Source organism: Pseudoduganella chitinolytica (assembly GCF_029028125.1).
Classification (GTDB): Bacteria; Pseudomonadota; Gammaproteobacteria; order Burkholderiales; family Burkholderiaceae_D; genus Rugamonas; species Rugamonas chitinolytica.
In genome coordinates this window covers 3,760,808-3,778,026 of record NZ_CP119083.1, presented here as the reverse complement: position 1 = coordinate 3,778,026, position 17,219 = coordinate 3,760,808, and the positions used below count along the sequence as shown (strand labels likewise).

Below are 17,219 nucleotides of genomic sequence, written 5' to 3'. Positions count from 1 at the left end.
CTCACCGTTTCCGGCCTGTTAATGTCAAAATGGCAGGATAACCAGGACGCATGCCATGATTGATCTTTCCAGTAACGATAGTTCCCGAAACCTGCGCGTGCGCGAGTTCTACCTGGGACGGCAACCGATCCTGGATCGGCAGCAGGGCCTGATGGCGTACGAGCTGCTGTTCCGCAATGCTCCCGTCGGCCCGGCCCAGATCGACACGTCGCCGCTGTCGGCCACCGCCGCCGTTATCGCCCACGCATCCCAACTGGGCGTGGAGCGGGTGATCGGCACATCGCTGGCATTCGTCAACATCGACACGGATGCGCTCCTCAGCGATATCTTCGGCTTCCTGCCGCGCGAGAAGACGGTGCTGGAGATCGACGAGACCATGCCGGCCACGCCGGCGGTACTGGGGCGCATGGCCGACCTGGCCAGCCACGGCTTCCGCTTCGCGCTGGTGGACGTGCGTGGCGACAGCGACCAGGTCCAGGCCATGCTGCCGCTGGTCGAGTTCGTCAAGATGAGCATGCGCGACACGTCGCCGGACATGCGTGCGCGCATGGCGCCGCGCCTGAAGCGCGACGGCAAGCAGCTGATCGCCGAGAAGGTCGAGACGCGCGAGGAATTCCAGAACTGCCTGGACCTGGGCTTCGACTATTTCCAGGGCTTCTATTTTGCCCGGCCTGCCATCATGAGCGGCAAGAAGCTGACGCCGTCGCAACTGGCGCTGCTGGATCTGATGGCGCTCGTGACGTCCGACGCGGACAATCCGGATATCGAGAAGGCGATCAAGCGCGACGTGTCGCTGGCATTGAACCTGATCCGCCTCGTCAACACACCGGCGGTGGGTGCGCGCCAGCGCATCGATTCGTTGAGCCAGGCCGTGGCCATCCTGGGCCGGCGCCAGCTGCAGCGCTGGCTGCAGATCATGCTGTATGCCGAACCGGGCAAGCGCGGCAACAACATGACGCCGCTGCTGCTGCTGGCCACCACCCGCGGCCGCCTGCTGGAACTGTTGGCGCAGAAGCTGCGCCCGGCGCACCGCCACGTGGCCGACATCGCATTCACGGTGGGGATCATGTCGCTGATGGACACGTTGTTCGGCATGCCGATGACGGAGATCATGACGCAGGTCGCGGTCAGCGAGGAGGTGTCGGACGCGCTGCTGTACCGCGCGGGCTTCTTCGGCGACCTCCTGAAGCTGGCCGAAGCGCTGGAACGCATCGAGGACAACGAGGAAGCGATCCTGCCGGCGCTGCAGGACCTGGCGATGTCGACGCAGGAGCTGGTCGAGCTGGAGATGGCCGCGTTCGAGTGGAGCGATACCGTAACGCGCTACGCCGTGTGAGGTAACCCCAGGTGACCCGCTGGCGCCACAGGCCTTAGGGTCTGTCCCTTCGGGACTGACCCTGGTTTTCCATGGCCGTGCGCGCGAATCGATAAAAACCGGGGTCAGTCCCCTGCGGGGACAGACCCCAAGCCTGCAATGCATCAGGCGCCGCAGGCCCTTATAAATTCGGCGCCAGCCAACGCTCCAGCGTCACCTTGTCCACCCCGCGCCGCGCGACCATGTCGTTCAGCTGGTCCTCGCCGATCTTGCCGACCGTGAAGTACTTCGACTGCGGGTGCGCGAAGTAGAAGCCGGCTACCGCCGCCCCCGGGAACATCGCAAACGATTCGGTCAGCTCCATGCCGATCTCCTCGGCCTGCAGCACGCGGAACAGGTCCGCCTTGACCGTGTGCTCCGGGCAGGCCGGATAGCCCGGCGCCGGGCGGATGCCGCGGTACTCTTCGTTGATCAATGCTGCATTGGACAGCGTCTCGTCGGCCGCATAGCCCCACAAGTCCTTGCGCACGCGTTCGTGCAGGTACTCGGCGAACGCCTCGGCCAGGCGGTCCGCCAAGGCCTTGAGCATGATCGACGAGTAGTCGTCGTGCGCGTCCTCGAAACGCTTCTCGTACTTCTCGATGCCCAGGCCCGCCGTCACGGCAAACATGCCGAGATAGTCCTTCACGCCGGAAGACTTGGGCGCGATGAAGTCGGCCAGGCACTGGTTGGGCCGCTGCACGCCGTCGATGACGGGCTTCACGCCTTGCTGGCGCAGGCCGTAGTAGGTGAACGCCACTTCGCTGCGGGTGTCGTCCGTGTAGACCTCGATGTCGTCGTCGTTGACGCTGTTGGCGGGCAGCAGCGCGACGGCGCCGTTGGCCGTCAGCCAGCGGCCGTCGATGATGCGCTTCAGCAGCGCCTGGCCTTCCGCGAACACCTTGGTCGCCGCTTCGCCCACCACGTCGTCGGTCAGGATGGCGGGGTAGGGGCCGGCCAGGTCCCAGGTCTGGAAGAACGGACCCCAGTCGATGTACTGCGCCAGGAGCGCGAGGTCGACGTTGCGGAACAGGCGGCGGCCGACGAACTTCGGCTTCACCGGCGCGAACTCGAGCTTCATCTTGTTGGCGCGCGCGGTGGCCAGCGTGACGGTGGGCAGCGCCTTCTTGCTCGCATGTTGCTCGCGGATGCGCGCGTAGTCATGCTCCACTTCCTCGATGTACTTGTCGCGCGCTTCCGGCGTCAGCAGCGATTGCGCCACCGAGACGGAGCGCGACGCGTCCGGCACGTAGACGACGGGACCTTCGTAGTTGTGGGCGATCTTGACGGCCGTGTGGGCGCGGCTGGTGGTGGCGCCGCCGATCAGCAGCGGGATCTTCAGCATGCGGAAGTGCGGGTCGCGCTGCATTTCCTTGGCCACGTGCGCCATCTCTTCCAGCGAAGGCGTGATGAGGCCGGACAGGCCGATGATGTCGGCGTTCTCCAGCTTGGCGCGCGCCAGGATTTCGGAAGCGGGCACCATCACGCCCATGTTCACCACTTCGAAGTTGTTACACTGCAGGACGACGGAGACGATGTTCTTGCCGATGTCGTGCACGTCGCCCTTGACGGTAGCGATGACGATCTTGCCCTTCGGTTTCGCCACGATGCCGGTGCGGCGTTCCTCTTCCGCCTTCTCTTCCTCGATGTACGGGATCAGGTGGGCCACGGCCTGCTTCATGACGCGGGCCGACTTGACCACCTGCGGCAGGAACATCTTGCCCTGGCCGAACAGGTCGCCGACGACGTTCATGCCGTCCATCAGCGGTCCTTCGATGACGTTGATGGGGCGCCCGCCGTTGTTCAGCAATTCCAGTCGCGCCTCTTCCGTGTCCTCGACGATCCACTGCGTGATGCCGTGCACCAGCGCGTGCGAGAGGCGCTGCTGCACCGTGCCGTTGCGCCACTCCAGGTTGGCCGCTTCCGCCTTGCCGCCCGCCTTCAGCGTGCCGGCGATTTCGATCATGCGCTCGGTGGCGTCGTCGCGGCGGTTCAGCACCACGTCCTCGACGCGCTCGCGCAGCTCGGCCGGCAGGTCGTCGTAGACGCCCACCATGCCCGCGTTGACGATCCCCATCGTCATGCCGGCCTTGATGGCGTGGTACAGGAACACCGTGTGGATCGCCTCGCGCGCCGGATCGTTGCCGCGGAACGAGAACGACACGTTCGACACGCCGCCGGAGATCTTCGCGTGCGGCAGGTTGTCCTTGATCCAGCGCGTGGCATTGATGAAGTCCACCGCGTAGTTGTTGTGCTCCTCGATGCCGGTGGCGATCGCGAAGATGTTCGGGTCGAAGATGATGTCCTCGGCGGGGAAGCCCACGGTTTCGGTCAGCACCTGGTAGGCGCGCGCGCAGATCTCGATCTTGCGCTCGTAGGTGTCGGCCTGGCCCTTCTCGTCGAAGGCCATGACGATGACGGCGGCGCCGTAGCGGCGGCACAGGCGTGCCTGGCGGATGAACTCCTCTTCGCCTTCCTTCAGCGAGATCGAATTGACGATCGACTTGCCCTGCACGCACTTCAGGCCCGCCTCGATGACGGACCACTTGGACGAGTCGATCATGATCGGCACGCGCGAGATGTCCGGCTCGGACGCGATCAGGTTCAGGAAGCGCGTCATCGCCGCCAGCGAGTCCAGCATCGCCTCGTCCATGTTGATGTCGATGACCTGGGCGCCGTTTTCCACCTGCTGGCGCGCCACCGACAGCGCCTCGTCGTACTGCTCGTTGAGGATCATGCGGGCAAAGGCCTTCGAGCCCGTCACGTTGGTGCGTTCGCCCACGTTGACGAACAGCGAGTCGTCGTCGATCGTGAACGGCTCCAGGCCGGACAGGCGCTGCGCGACTGGCACGTGCGGCATGGCGCGCGGCTTGACGTCCGCGAGCAGTGCGGCGATGGCGGCGATGTGCTCGGGCGTCGTGCCGCAGCAGCCCCCGGCCACGTTGATGAAGCCCGCCTCGGCGAATTCGCGCAGCAGCGCGGAGGTGTCGGCCGGCAGTTCGTCGAAGCCCGTGTCGCTCATCGGGTTGGGCAGGCCCGCGTTCGGATAGATGCAGACGAACGTATCGGCGATCTGCGACAGCTCCTCGGCGTACGGGCGCATCAACGCCGCGCCCAGCGCGCAATTGAGGCCGATGGTCAGCGGCCGCGCATGGCGCACGGAGTTCCAGAACGCCGGCACCGTCTGGCCGGACAGGATGCGGCCGGACGCGTCGGTCACGGTGCCGGAGATCATCAGCGGCAGGCGCTCGAGGTGGGGATGCTCGTCGAAGTACTGGTCGATGGCGAACAGGGCGGCCTTGCAGTTGAGCGTGTCGAAGATCGTTTCGACCAGCAGCACGTCGACGCCGCCATCCACCAGCCCGCGCACCTGCTCGTGGTAGGCCGCGACCAGCTGGTCGAACGTGACGTTGCGGGCGGCGGGGTCGTTCACGTCCGGCGAGATCGACGCGGTCTTCGGCGTCGGGCCCAGCGCGCCGGCCACGAAGCGCGGCTTGTCCGCGCTGCTGTACTTGGCCGTCGCGGCGCGCGCCAGCTTCGCCGCCTCGACGTTCATCTCGTAGGCCAGGTGGCCCATGTGGTAGTCGTCCTGCGCGATGCTGGTGGCGCCGAACGTGTTGGTTTCGATCAGGTCGGCGCCGGCGGCCAGGTAGCGCTCGTGGATCTCCTGGATCACGTGTGGCTGCGTCAGGGTCAGCAACTCGTTGTTCCCCTTCACGAACAGCTCGCGTGCGCCGCTGCCGGCGGGCGCCGCGAAATCGATGAAGCGCCCTTGCGGACCGCCCCGGTACGCCTGCTCGTCCAGCTTGTACTGCTGGATGATCGTGCCCATCGCGCCATCGAGGAACATGATGCGGCGCGACAGGATGTCGCGCAGTTGCGCTTCGGTTTGGGAGGCGGGGCGGGTCGCGATCTTGGTCATTTTGCTACTTTCGAGAAGCTGCGTCAGTGGGCGGGCGGCTTGCTGGCCGGTCTGAAATTATACGGCAAAGCAGCCTTTTCGCTTGCCGTGCCCCAGGCGCCCGTCGCACCGCTCCTGGGCGTGAAAACGGCCTGCGCACCTTGCGGTGGGCAGGCCGTCGCGGGCACAGTCCGATTCAGCGCTGGCAGGGCTGCAGCGGCTCGGACTTGCGGCGGCGGGCGACGCCGCCGACCAGTGCCAGGCCGGTCAGGATCATGACCCACGTGCCCGGTTCCGGCACGGCCGGCGTCACACCGCCGCTGCTCATCGACCTGATCGAGAACTTGGTATCCTCCGTCCACAGATAAGCGCCGCTGCGCGTATGGGAATACGGCGTATTGCGGTAGCTGTACTCCTCGATACCGGCGCGTACCACATAGCCGCCGCCATGGTAGCCCTCGGGATCCGACATGGCCGTTCCCGCGGAGAAGTCCAGCGCGCCGCCGAGTTCATAACGGAAGCGATCGGTACCGCAATAATTAAAAGGGCTGCCGCTGGCGCACGCCAGGTAATCCGTACCGTTCAGCACGAACTGGGTAATCTCGCCCAGTTCGATCACGCCGTCGTTGTTGCCATCATTGCCCGTAAAAGAACCAGAAATCGTGTAGTCCTGGGCGAAGATCCAGTTCTCCTCGTCGAGAAAGCCCACATAGGAGAATTGCCAGGTATTAGCCGCGCTCGCTGCGGCGCTGACTGCGAGCGAACCGACAAGCATGCCGGCGATAGCGAGTTTCTTGAACATGATGCTTCTCGGACAGAAGTGGAGAGGAGTCGCCATGGTATCGCGGGTTTCCCCGCATGGAAACTTTTATGTTGGCGCTGTGTGCGGATACAACGCTTATATTATCGTTCCAGTACAGTATTAACCTGCCTCAATAAAACCCGCTGTAAATCCGCAGGAAACGATAGTTTATATACGGAAAATAAAGTTCTTTTGAGAATAATCAAACGTGTCCGGGCTCCCGGTGCGGAGCGCGCGGCCACGCACGCCGGCGCCAGGCCGCTGTGCGTCCGAGAGGGCCTTCGACGTAACGCAAGAGTTTGCCAACCGTTATGTGAAGCGCAGGCCTTCGAGCGCAAAACCCTTGATGAACTCGGCGGCTGGCAGGCGCTTGCCGCCCGGCTTTTGCAGTTCGGTCAGCCGCAGCGCACCACTGCCGCAGGCGACGACGATGCCGTGCTGGGCGTCGGCGGCAAGAACCTGGCCGGGCGGGGCGTCGCTGCCCGCGTCGAGCAACTCGGCACCCCACAGCTTGATGACAGTGCCGTTGACGCTGCCGTGGGCGGCGGGGAACGGGTTGAATGCCCGGATCTTGCGATGGATCTCGCGCGCCGGCCGGCTGAAGTCCAGCGCAGCTTCCTCCTTGGCGATCTTGGCCGCATACGTGACGCCGTGTTCCGGCTGCGGGATGGCCTCGACGATGCCTTGCCCCATCTTGTGCAGCACCTTGACGACCATCTGCGCCCCCATCGCGGCCAGGCGGTCGTGCAGGATGGCCGTGGTGTCGTGCGGGCCGATGGGAGTGCGCTCGATCAGCAGCATCGGACCCGTGTCCAGGCCTTCCTCCATCTGCATGATGGTGACGCCCGTTTCCGCATCGCCCGCCTCGATGGCGCGGTGAATCGGCGCAGCGCCGCGCCAGCGCGGCAGCAGCGAGCCATGGATATTGATGCAGGGCTTGATGTCGAGCGTGCTGCGCGGCAGGATCAGGCCGTAGGCCGCGACCACCATGGCGTCGTAGTCGGTGGCCAGCAGCAGCTCATGGGCTTGCCTGGCTTCCAGTGCGCGCTGCGGGTCCTTCGCATCCATGCGCAGCGACAGCGGCTGCGCGACGGGAATACCGTGGGCGGCGGCGTACTGCTTGACCGCTGACGGCTGCAACTGCAGGCCACGCCCGGCGGGCCGGTCCGGCTGGGTCAGCACGAGGGGGATTTCGAAGCCGGCCTCGTGCAGCGCCTTCAGCGCGACGGCGGCGAATTCGGGCGTGCCGGCAAAGACGACTTTCATGGCCGGGTCCGATCAGCGGCGGCCGGCCGCGCGCAGTTGCCGTTCGCGTTCCATGCCGCGCTCTTCCTTTTGCAGCTTGGTCTTGATGCGGTTGCGCTTGAGTGGCGACAGGTACTCGACGAAGACCTTGCCGGCAAGGTGATCCATCTCGTGCTGGATGCACACGGCCAGCAGGCCATCCGCGTCCACTTCGAAGAACTCGCCCTTGGCATCCTGCGCGCGCACCTTGACCTTGGCGGGACGTTCCACGTCGTCGTAGATGCCCGGCACCGACAGGCAGCCTTCGTCGTACACTTGCTTCTCGTCGCTGGCCCATACGATTTCCGGGTTGACGAAGACGGTCAGCTGATCCTTCGTCTCGCTGATGTCGATGACGATCACTTGCTCGTGCACGTCCACCTGGGTGGCGGCCAGGCCGATGCCGGGCGCGTCGTACATGGTCTCGGCCATGTCGGCCACGAGGCGGGCAATGCGGTCGTCGAAGACTTCGACAGGCTTGGCCACCTTGTGCAGGCGGGGATCGGGATAGCGGAGGATGTTCAGTATGGACATTGGTGACTAGATATCAGGTATACAAAAAGCGCAAAAAAGCACAAACGGCGGACAAGGCGAAAATGCGTGCCGTGCCTTACCACATCGACAATGGCGGCGGCGTCACCCGGCAACAATACAACGCGGGGCAACAGGAGCAGCCGGTACCGCAGCGCGGTTTAGCTTGCCAGTCGAGGGTAAAGTGGGCAGAATTTGATTCACTACGGCAAGTTTTCCCGGCCTTCTTCCCGGCTTGCCAAGAACCTCCAAGGAACACCGCGGAGCGTCTTTTGAGGTAACGACGGCGTCTTCCGGGTGCCTGGGTCAGTATCGGACATATTCATGAAAAATTTTAGCACAGGTGGCGGGCGGCTGTCGGTGGCCATCCTGTTCGCGGCGCTGCTGGCGGCTCAGCCGGCACGCGCCCAGGCCTCCCAAGGCGCATGCGGGTTCCGCGCCGACGCACCCGACAGTCACGTGGTCACGGCCGGCGACACGTTGTGGGAGATTTCCGGCCGCTTCCTCGACAAGCCCTGGTGCTGGCCGCAGGTGTGGGGCATGAACCGTGCCGAGATCGCCAATCCGCACTGGATCTATCCGGGCCAGGTGGTCTACCTGGACCGCGTCGCCGGCCGGTTGCGCCTGGCCAACCAGGTCGGGGCGGCGGGCGTGGACGGCACGGCATCCGGCACGTTGAAACTGTCGCCGCAACTGCGCACGGAGGGCCTGGGCAAGGACGCCGTGCGCTCGATTCCGGCCAGCGCGATCGAGCCCTTCCTGACGCAGCCACTGATCGTCGAGGCCGATGAGCTGAAGGACGCGCCGCGCATCGTCGCCACGCCGGAAAACCACGTCTTCATCGGCAAGGATGACAAGGCCTATGTGCGCGGCAAGCTGAACGGCGGGACGTCGTTCCAGGTATTCCGGCCCGGCAAGCCGCTGCTCGATCCGGTCACGAAACGGCAGGTGGCGACGGAGGCGTTCTATCTCGGCACGCTGAAGTTGCTGCGCGAAGCCGCGCCCGGCAGCGACGTCCACACGTTCGTCGTCGCCAGCGCAAAGGAGGAAATGGGCGTGGGCGACCAGCTGATGCAGACGCCGCCGACGCCGATGCAGCATTACGTGCCGCATCCGCCCGAGGGCAAGGTCGATGCGCGCGTGCTGGCCATCTATAACGGTGTCACCCACGCGGGCCAGAACCAGGTGGTCACGATCAATCGCGGCCGGGTTGACGGACTCGATGTCGGGTCCGTGCTGCAGCTGTACCATACAGGGCAGACGGTGCGCGATCCGGGAGCCAGCAAGGGCTGGCACAACCTGGGCAATCCGCAGGTCAAGTTGCCGGATGAGGAAGTGGGCAGCTTGTTTATCTTCCGCGTGTTCAGGCATGTGGCATATGGCCTGATCATGCAGGTGACGGAACCGGTCGTGGTGGGCGACGTCGCCAAGACTCCGGAGTAACCCCCACCGTGCCAGCCACGGACTCCCTTCCCAGCAGCAGCCACGCGGCCGAAGAGATCGCAGCGTGGTTGCGTCTCGCGTACACGCCAGGCATCTCGCGCCTGGCCGCCGCGCGGCTGTTGCGCCATCACGGCACGCCCCAGGCCGTGCTGGCCGCGAGCCATGTCGCACCTGCGTCACACGAAGATGGGCCACACGAAGACGTGCCACGCCTTACCGCCGGCCAGGCCGCCGCGCTGCGGGCGCCGGCGACGGCCGTGCAGCAAGCGCTGCTCGATACCACGATGGCATGGTCGATGCGGCCAGGCCACCGGTTGCTGACCTTCGCCGACACTGCGTATCCGCCGCTGCTGCGTGAAATTGCCGACCCGCCATTGCTGCTGCACGCTTGCGGCAACAGCGCATTGCTGGCGCGTGCGGCGCTCGGCATCGTCGGCAGCCGCAATGCCACCGTGCAGGGCCGGCTCAACGCGCAACGCTTTGCACACAGCCTGGCCGGTGCCGGCCTGACGATCGTCTCCGGGCTGGCGCTGGGCATCGACGCGGCCGCCCATGCGGGCGCGTTGCAAGGCGAGGGCTCCACGGTTGCGGTGATCGGCACGGGCATCGACGTCGTCTATCCCGCCACCAACGCCGGCCTGGCGCGCCGCATCGCACAGGAGGGCGGTTGCATTGTCAGCGAGTTCGCGCTGGGCACGCCCGCACGCGCGCCGCATTTCCCCATTCGCAACCGCACCATCAGCGGCATGACGCGCGGCGTGCTCGTGGTCGAAGCGGCCGAGCGATCCGGCTCGCTGATCACGGCACGTTGCGCCGGTGAGCAGGGCCGCGACGTGTTCGCCATCCCTGGCTCCATCCATGCGACGCTGTCGAAAGGCTGCCACCGCCTGATTCGCGAAGGCGCGTTGCTGGTCGAAACGGCGGACGATATTCTGGCGGCATTGCGCATCGGCGATGCGGCTCGCATGCCGTGTGTTGACGAAGGCAATGCCAGTTGCGAGGACGCCATGCTGACGTCCTTGCAGCACGCTGCGCGGCCCCTGCTGGATGCGCTCACGTACGATCCTGTCGGCATCGACGAACTGGCTTCCCGCTTGCAACTCGATGCCGCTGCTACGCAAGCAAGTTTGTTGGCATTGGAGCTCGCAGGTGTTGTGGAACGGCTGCCAGGTGGGGCTTTTCAGCGACTGAAAAGGTGATCGCAATGGTGTGGGACTTGTGCCGCGACGAGCGATGCTGATAGAGTAGCGCCATGTTCGACATCCTAGTTTATCTCTACGAGACCTATTACCGGCCCGACGCGTGCCCCGAACCGGCAGCGTTGGCGAAGAAGCTTTCGGCCGTCGGTTTCGACGATGTGGAGATTTCCGAGGCGCTGGTCTGGCTGAACGACCTCACTGAAATGGCCAGCGACGAACAGGCTTCCGTGGCCGCGTCGACGGGCATGCGTTTTTATGTCGAGCAGGAACAGGATGTGTTGGGGTCGCAAGCCATCGGCTTCATTGCGTTCCTGGAAAGCGCGCGCGTGCTGACGCCGCTGCAGCGCGAGATCGTCATCGAACGGGCATTGTCGCTGGAGGAGGCGCCCGTCAACCTCGGCAAGCTGAAGATCATCGTGCTGATGCTGTTGTGGAGCCAAGGCAAGGAGCCCGACGCATTGATGTTCGACGACCTGTTCGGGTCGGACGAAGAGCAGGCTCCCCGCCTGCTGCACTGAACGCGCCGCCGGCACTCGCCGGCGCAATGCTTCAATCAACTATTCATTACGCTGCGGAACTGTCGCGCACGGGACAACGCACGTCCGTGCGGCGGCGGCGTTGCGGCGGTATCGTTACGGGACGACGGGGCCGGCCTTGCGCGAACCTTGCGCGAACCTTGCGAATTGTGTCGCAACGCGCTTATGATTGGCCCTTTTGCAAGACGGCGGGTAGCGCGCGGGCCACGGAAAATGCCGGCGCGGGCAGCACCGTCATCGTTAACATGTATGATGCGCCTGCCCGCAACTAGGCGTCACAGCAAAGCAACCGAGAACAACAACCATGAGCAAAACCCTCATCATCGCCGAGAAGCCTTCTGTCGCGAACGATATCGCGAAGTCGCTTGGCGGCTTCACCAAGCACGATGAGTATTTCGAATCCGACGAATACGTGCTGTCCTCCGCCGTCGGCCACCTGCTGGAAATCGCGGTGCCGGAAGAGCACGACGTCAAGCGCGGCAAGTGGAGCTTCGCGCACCTGCCGATGATCCCGCCGTACTTCGCGCTGAACCCGATCGCCAAGACGGAAAGCCGGCTCAAGGTCCTGAACAAACTGATCAAACGCAAGGACGTTACCGCCCTGATCAACGCATGTGACGCGGGCCGCGAAGGAGAACTGATCTTCCGCCTGATCGCGCAGCATGCGAAAGCGAAGCAGCCCGTCAAGCGCCTGTGGCTGCAGTCGATGACGCCGGCCGCGATCCGCGACGGCTTCGCCCGCCTGCGTTCGGACGACGAGATGCTGCCACTGGCCGATGCCGCGCGCTGCCGCTCCGAAGCCGACTGGCTGATCGGCATCAACGGCACCCGCGCGATGACGGCCTTCAATTCGAAAGAGGGCGGCTTCTACCTGACCACCGTCGGCCGCGTGCAGACGCCGACCTTGTCGATCGTCGTCGAGCGCGAAGACAAGATCAAGAAGTTCGTGCCGCGCGATTATTGGGAAGTGCGGGCCGAATTCGTCTGCGCCGCCGGCGTCTACGAAGGCCGCTGGCTCGATACGAATTTCAAGAAGGACGAGAACGATCCGGAGAAGCGCGCCGAGCGCTTGTGGAGCAAGGCTGCCGCCGATTCGATCGCGCTGGCCTGCCGCGGCAAGCAGGGCAACGTCACGGAAGAATCGAAGCCGACGACGTCGATGGCGCCCGCGCTGTTCGACCTGACCTCGCTGCAGCGCGAGGCCAACGGCCGCTTCGGCTTCTCCGCCAAGAACACGCTGGGCCTGGCCCAGGCGCTGTACGAGAAGCACAAGGTGCTGACGTATCCGCGTACCGATTCGCGCCACCTGCCGGAAGACTACCTGCCGACCGTGCAGTCGACCCTGGAAGTGGTCAAGCAGAATCCGAACTACCACCAGTTCGCCAAGACCATCCTGGACAAGGGCTGGGTCAAGCCGAACAAGCGCATCTTCGACAACACGAAGATCTCGGACCACTTCGCGATCATCCCGACCGGCATCGCGCCGAAGGGCCTGTCGGAGCCGGAACAGAAGCTGTACGACCTGGTGACGCGCCGCTTCATGGCGGTGTTCTTCCCGGCCGCTGAATTCCAGGTGACGACGCGCTACACGGAAGTGTCGGGCCACCAGTTCAAGACCGAAGGCAAGGTCATGACGAACCCCGGCTGGCTGGCGGTGTACGGCAAGGACACGACCGACGACAAGGAAGGCAGCGGCAACCTGGTACCGGTGGCGAAGGGCGAGAAGGTCCTGACGGACCAGGTCAATGCGAACGGGCTGGTGACGAAGCCGCCCGCGCGCTACACGGAAGCGACGCTGCTGTCGGCGATGGAAGGCGCCGGCAAGCTGGTCGATTCGGATGAGCTGCGCGACGCGATGGCCGGCAAGGGCCTCGGCACGCCGGCCACGCGGGCGGCGATCATCGAGGGCCTGCTGACGGAGAAGTACCTGATCCGCGAAGGCCGCGAACTGATCCCGACGGCAAAGGCATCGCAGCTGATGACGCTGCTGCGTGGCCTGGGCGTCAACGAACTGACGGCGCCGGAGCTGACGGGCGAGTGGGAATACAAGCTGTCGCAGATGGAGAAGGGCCGCATCTCGCGCGAGGAGTTCATGCGCGAGATCGCGCAGATGACGCAGATCATCGTCAAGCGCGCCAAGGAATACGACAACGACACGATCCCGGGCGAGTACGCCACGCTGACGACCCCGTGCCCGAACTGCGCCGGCGTCGTCAAGGAAAACTACCGCCGCTTCGCGTGCACCAAGTGCGAGTTCTCGATGAGCAAGACGCCGGGCAGCCGGCAGTTCGAGATCGCCGAAGTGGAAGAGCTCTTGAAGAACCGCACCATCGGTCCGCTGCAGGGCTTCCGCTCGAAGATGGGCCGCCCGTTCGCGGCGATCCTGCGCATCGCGCGCGACGAGGACATCAACAACTTCAAGCTCGAGTTCGACTTCGGCCAGAACGACGAGGAAGGCGAGGACGGCGAAGGCGTCGACTTCACCGGCCAGACGGCGCTGGGCCCGTGCCCGAAGTGCGCTGGCGGCGTGTACGAGATGGGCCTGGCCTATGTGTGCGAGCACAGCGTGGCCAAGCCGAAGACGTGCGACTTCCGCAGCGGCCGCATCATCCTGCAGCAGGAGATCCTGCCGGAGCAGATGGCCAAGCTGCTCAACGATGGCAAGACCGACCTGCTGCCGGGCTTCGTCTCGCAACGCACGCGCCGTCCGTTCAAGGCGTTCCTCGTGCGCGGCAAGGACGGCAAGATCAGCTTCGAGTTCGAGCCGCGCAAGGAAAAGCCGGGCGCCAAGCCGAAGGCGGCGGCGGAACCGGCAGCGGAAGGCGGCGAGGAAGCGGCAGTCGCGCCGGCGAAGAAGACCGCGGCGAAGAAGGCCGTCACCAAGGTGGCGGCCAAGAAGGCGCCAGCCAGGAAGGCGCCGGCGAAGAAGGCCGCTGCCAAGAAGGCTGTGGTGGCGGAATAAACAACGGGACCTGCGGGTCCCGTTTTTTTGGGGTCTGTCCCGGCACAGGGACTGACCCCGAAGTTTGCTTGGGTTTTGCCAAAGTCGGCGACAAACTTCAGGGTCAGTCCCCATGCGGGGACAGACCCTCAGCCCCGATACGAGCGCCGGTCCGCTTAGCGCAAATCGTCGGTATAAAAATACACCGTTCCCCCAACCGCCGACGGCGCCACCCCCAGCGCCGCCGCCAGCTCGCGCGTGGCCGGCTGTTTCAATGCCACCTTCGGCACCGTCACGGAGGCCGTGTCCGCGCCTGGCACCGCGCGATAGGCCACGATGTGGTCGAAGTCCGGCCGGCTGTCGATGGTCTTGACGAGGAAGCGCTGGCGTCCCGATCCGACCTGCATGTAGCGTGCGCTGGCGTTCTCCATGGTCTGTGGCGACAGGCGGCGGAACAGCACGACCTCCTCCACGACGACGGCCGCATGCGGGTACTGGGTCTTGCCGCCCTGTTCGAAATGCCCCAGCACGATGTTGGCGTCGAACTGGCGCAGCGGTGCGGCGGCGCCCGGTGCCAGCCGGTCCAGCTCGAACTTGTCCGGCTCGATAGTCCACAGCGCCGTCCTGCCGTCCAGGCGCGTGCGCAGTGCCGCGTCCAGCTTCGCATCGGCCAGGCGTACCTTCAGGATGACCTGGTAGTCGTGCGGCGCATGGAACATCGGCAGATGAGACGCGTAGAGCCCCTCGCGGCCGCCGAACAGCGCCATGCCATGGGTGCCGTAGGTCGGGCCCGCGGCCAGCGCCGGCAGCGTTGGAACCAGCGCCAGCAGCAGCGCCCGAGCAAGTGCGCCTCGGCGCGAAATGGAGATCGGATTCATCGCCCGATGGTACGTCGCCACGATGTCTTAAAGCAAGCATTCTCGCCCGACGTTTCTGCATCACAGCCATTGTAATTTCCTTTTGGAAACTAGATTTATGGTAGACTTGCCTCCCTTTTGAGCACCTTGTTCCGTGCTGCGGCCCTCCGGCCGGCGGTACGGCAATCTACCCAATATGAACAACCTGAAAATTGGCACCCGCCTTGGCCTGGGCTTCGGCCTGGTTCTCCTGCTGACCATCGTGATGACGGTCTTCGGCGTGCTGCACATGCAATCCGTGGCCGAAGCCACGCGCGACCTGACGCACGTCCCGCTGGCGAAAGAGCGCATGGTCTCCGACTGGTACCTGCGCATCCATACGAGCGTGCGCCGCACGACGGCGATCTCGAAGAGCAGCGATCCGTCGCTCGGCCCGTTCTTCGCCGAGGACACCGCCAACTCGACGCGTGAAGTCAACGCCCTGCAGAAGAAGGTGGAACCGCTGCTGGTCACCGGTCCTGAAAAGGACGCGTTCGAGCGCATCGTCGCGGCTCGCAAGCGCTACCTGGCCTCGCGCGACGCCATCGTCGCGCTGAAGAAGGACGGCAAGTTCGACGAGGCCAACGACGTGCTGGTGAAAACGTTCCAGCCGGACGGCAAGGCCTACCTGGACGCGCTGAACGACCTGCTGCAGCTGCAGCGTAATTTCATTGACGCCGAAGCCGTGCGCATCGACCAGGTGTTCCAGGACGACCGCCGCTTCATGATCCTGTTCGGTGGCGCCGTGCTGGCCCTGGGCGCGTTCTGCTCGTGGTGGCTGACGCGTGGAATCGTCGTGCCGCTGCACCGCGCCGTGGAGGTGGCGTGGTCGGTGGCGAACAACGACCTGCGCAGCGATATCGAAAGCAGCACGAAGGACGAGACGGGCCGCCTGCTGGGTGCCCTGAAGACAATGAACGACAACCTGGCCCGCATCGTCGGCCAGGTGCGCAACGGCACCGAGCACATCTCCAGCGCCTCCGGCGAGATCGCCGCCGGCAACCTGGACCTGTCCACCCGCACGGAGCAGCAGGCCAGCGCGCTGGAGGAAACGGCCTCGTCGATGGAGGAACTGACGGCCACCGTGCGCCAGAACGCCGACAATGCGCGCCAGGCCAACCAGCTGGCCGCCAGCGCTTCCGAAGTGGCCGTGCGCGGCGGCGAAGTGGTGGGCCGCGTGGTCGAGACGATGGATTCGATCAACGCCTCGGCGCGCAAGATCGTCGACATCATCTCGGTCATCGACGGCATCGCGTTCCAGACGAATATCCTGGCCCTGAATGCGGCCGTGGAAGCGGCCCGCGCGGGCGAGCAGGGACGTGGTTTCGCCGTCGTCGCCAGCGAAGTGCGCAACCTGGCGCAGCGCTCGGCCGCCGCGGCGAAGGAAATCAAGGTGCTGATCGGCGACTCCGTCGACAAGGTCGACGCCGGCAGCAAGCTGGTCGAGCAGGCCGGCACGACGATGACGGAAGTGGTGCAGAGCATCCACCGCGTGACGGACATCATGGGCGAGATCACGACGGCAAGCGTGGAGCAGAGCTCCGGCATCGAACAGGTCAACCGCGCCATCTCGGACATGGACGGCGTCACGCAGCAGAACGCCGCGCTGGTGGAGGAAGCCGCTGCCGCCGCCGCCTCGCTGCGCGAGCAGGCTGCCGCGCTGGCGGGCGTGGTCAGCGTGTTCAAGCTGGCGTAGGCGCCATAGACAGACCCGCCGGTGCCAGGCCTGGGGTCTGTCCCTGCAAGGGACCGACCCCGAAGTTTGCTTGCGCGTGAAGGCCGTCGACTGCACGAGGTTCAGCGCAACAGCCCCGCCGAACGGGTTTGAAATGGCGCCGGAACTTCGGGGTCAGTCCCCGTCGGGGACAGACCCCAACTTCAATCCTTCAGGTCCGCCGGCACCTTGCCGCCATTGGCGGCCAGCTTGTTCATCACTTGCCGGTGCAGCCAGATATTCATCTTGGCCGAGTCGCCCGTATCGCCCGTGTAGTGCAGCTCCTGCGCCAGCTCCTTGCGGGCCTGCAGGCTGCTGTCCAGGTCCAGCAATTTCAGCAGGTCGACGATCGACGTGCGCCAGTTCAGCGGCTGGCCGGCCGATTGCGCCTTCTGGTTCAGGATCGCCTCGACGTCCACCTCGGCCATCGCGGTCGGTGCCGCCTGTGGCGCCGGCGCGGGCGCGGCCGGTGCGGGTGCCGCAGGCGAAGCGGCGGCGGTGCTCGTCTGTGGCGTAGCGGCCGGTGCGGCCGGCTTCTGCTGCACGGCCGGATGCGAGGACGGGAAGATCTTGTGGAAGATATTGCTCAGGATGCCCATGGATACTCCTTGTCGGTCT

The 17,219-nt window shown here is 65.1% G+C and carries 12 protein-coding genes; 6 read left to right on the top strand and 6 right to left on the bottom strand.

Annotated elements, in window-relative coordinates; translation table 11 throughout:
- Nucleotides 1-55 precede the first annotated feature (55 nt).
- A complete protein-coding gene (locus PX653_RS16660) occupies nt 56-1,336 on the top strand; it encodes an EAL and HDOD domain-containing protein (protein ID WP_277413884.1) in 1,281 nt (426 codons plus the stop codon).
- A 160-nt stretch (nt 1,337-1,496) separates the two neighbouring features.
- Here PX653_RS16660 and metH read toward each other — a convergent pair whose 3' ends face one another.
- The 4 genes from metH to def form a co-directional block, all read right to left on the bottom strand.
- Nucleotides 1,497-5,276, bottom strand: a complete 3,780-nt coding sequence (gene metH / locus PX653_RS16655; protein WP_277413883.1) for a methionine synthase — start codon at nt 5,274-5,276, stop codon at nt 1,497-1,499.
- 175 nt (nt 5,277-5,451) lie between these two features.
- Entirely contained in the window at nt 5,452-6,057 is a 606-nt protein-coding gene (locus PX653_RS16650; protein WP_277413882.1) for a PEPxxWA-CTERM sorting domain-containing protein, read from the bottom strand.
- Between the two features lie 309 nt (nt 6,058-6,366).
- On the bottom strand, nt 6,367-7,323 hold the full coding sequence (fmt, locus tag PX653_RS16645; protein ID WP_277413881.1) for a methionyl-tRNA formyltransferase: 957 nt from the start codon (nt 7,321-7,323) through the stop codon (nt 6,367-6,369).
- 12 nt (nt 7,324-7,335) lie between these two features.
- The gene (def, locus tag PX653_RS16640) at nt 7,336-7,875 is read right to left on the bottom strand and encodes a peptide deformylase (protein WP_277413880.1); all 540 of its coding nucleotides are present in this window, start codon (nt 7,873-7,875) and stop codon (nt 7,336-7,338) included.
- A 321-nt stretch (nt 7,876-8,196) separates the two neighbouring features.
- Here def and PX653_RS16635 point away from each other — a divergent pair, with 321 nt between their 5' ends.
- The 4 genes from PX653_RS16635 to PX653_RS16620 all read left to right on the top strand — a co-directional run bounded on the left by PX653_RS16635 (nt 8,197) and on the right by PX653_RS16620 (nt 14,012).
- A complete protein-coding gene (locus tag PX653_RS16635) occupies nt 8,197-9,315 on the top strand; it encodes a LysM peptidoglycan-binding domain-containing protein (protein WP_277413879.1) in 1,119 nt (372 codons plus the stop codon).
- 8 nt (nt 9,316-9,323) lie between these two features.
- A complete protein-coding gene (dprA, locus tag PX653_RS16630) occupies nt 9,324-10,514 on the top strand; it encodes a DNA-processing protein DprA (RefSeq protein ID WP_277413878.1) in 1,191 nt (396 codons plus the stop codon).
- Nucleotides 10,515-10,567: 53 nt separating this feature from the next.
- Entirely contained in the window at nt 10,568-11,032 is a 465-nt protein-coding gene (locus PX653_RS16625; protein WP_277413877.1) for a Smg family protein, read from the top strand.
- A gap of 322 nt (nt 11,033-11,354) precedes the next feature.
- Nucleotides 11,355-14,012 (top strand): DNA topoisomerase III, encoded by a 2,658-nt coding sequence (locus PX653_RS16620; protein ID WP_277413876.1) that lies wholly within the window; start codon nt 11,355-11,357, stop codon nt 14,010-14,012.
- Nucleotides 14,013-14,167: 155 nt separating this feature from the next.
- On the opposite strand, the gene PX653_RS16615 is transcribed toward PX653_RS16620, so the two are convergent.
- Nucleotides 14,168-14,890 carry a hypothetical protein gene (locus PX653_RS16615; RefSeq protein ID WP_277413875.1) on the bottom strand — a complete coding sequence of 241 codons (723 nt, stop codon included), beginning with the start codon at nt 14,888-14,890 and terminating at the stop codon, nt 14,168-14,170.
- A gap of 154 nt (nt 14,891-15,044) precedes the next feature.
- On the opposite strand from PX653_RS16615, the gene PX653_RS16610 reads away from it, so the two are divergent.
- Entirely contained in the window at nt 15,045-16,583 is a 1,539-nt protein-coding gene (locus PX653_RS16610; protein ID WP_277413874.1) for a methyl-accepting chemotaxis protein, read from the top strand.
- A 182-nt stretch (nt 16,584-16,765) separates the two neighbouring features.
- Here the strand turns inward: PX653_RS16610 and PX653_RS16605 are convergent, their stop codons facing one another.
- Nucleotides 16,766-17,200 carry a DUF3597 domain-containing protein gene (locus tag PX653_RS16605; RefSeq protein WP_277413873.1) on the bottom strand — a complete coding sequence of 145 codons (435 nt, stop codon included), beginning with the start codon at nt 17,198-17,200 and terminating at the stop codon, nt 16,766-16,768.
- Nucleotides 17,201-17,219: the final 19 nt, after the last annotated feature.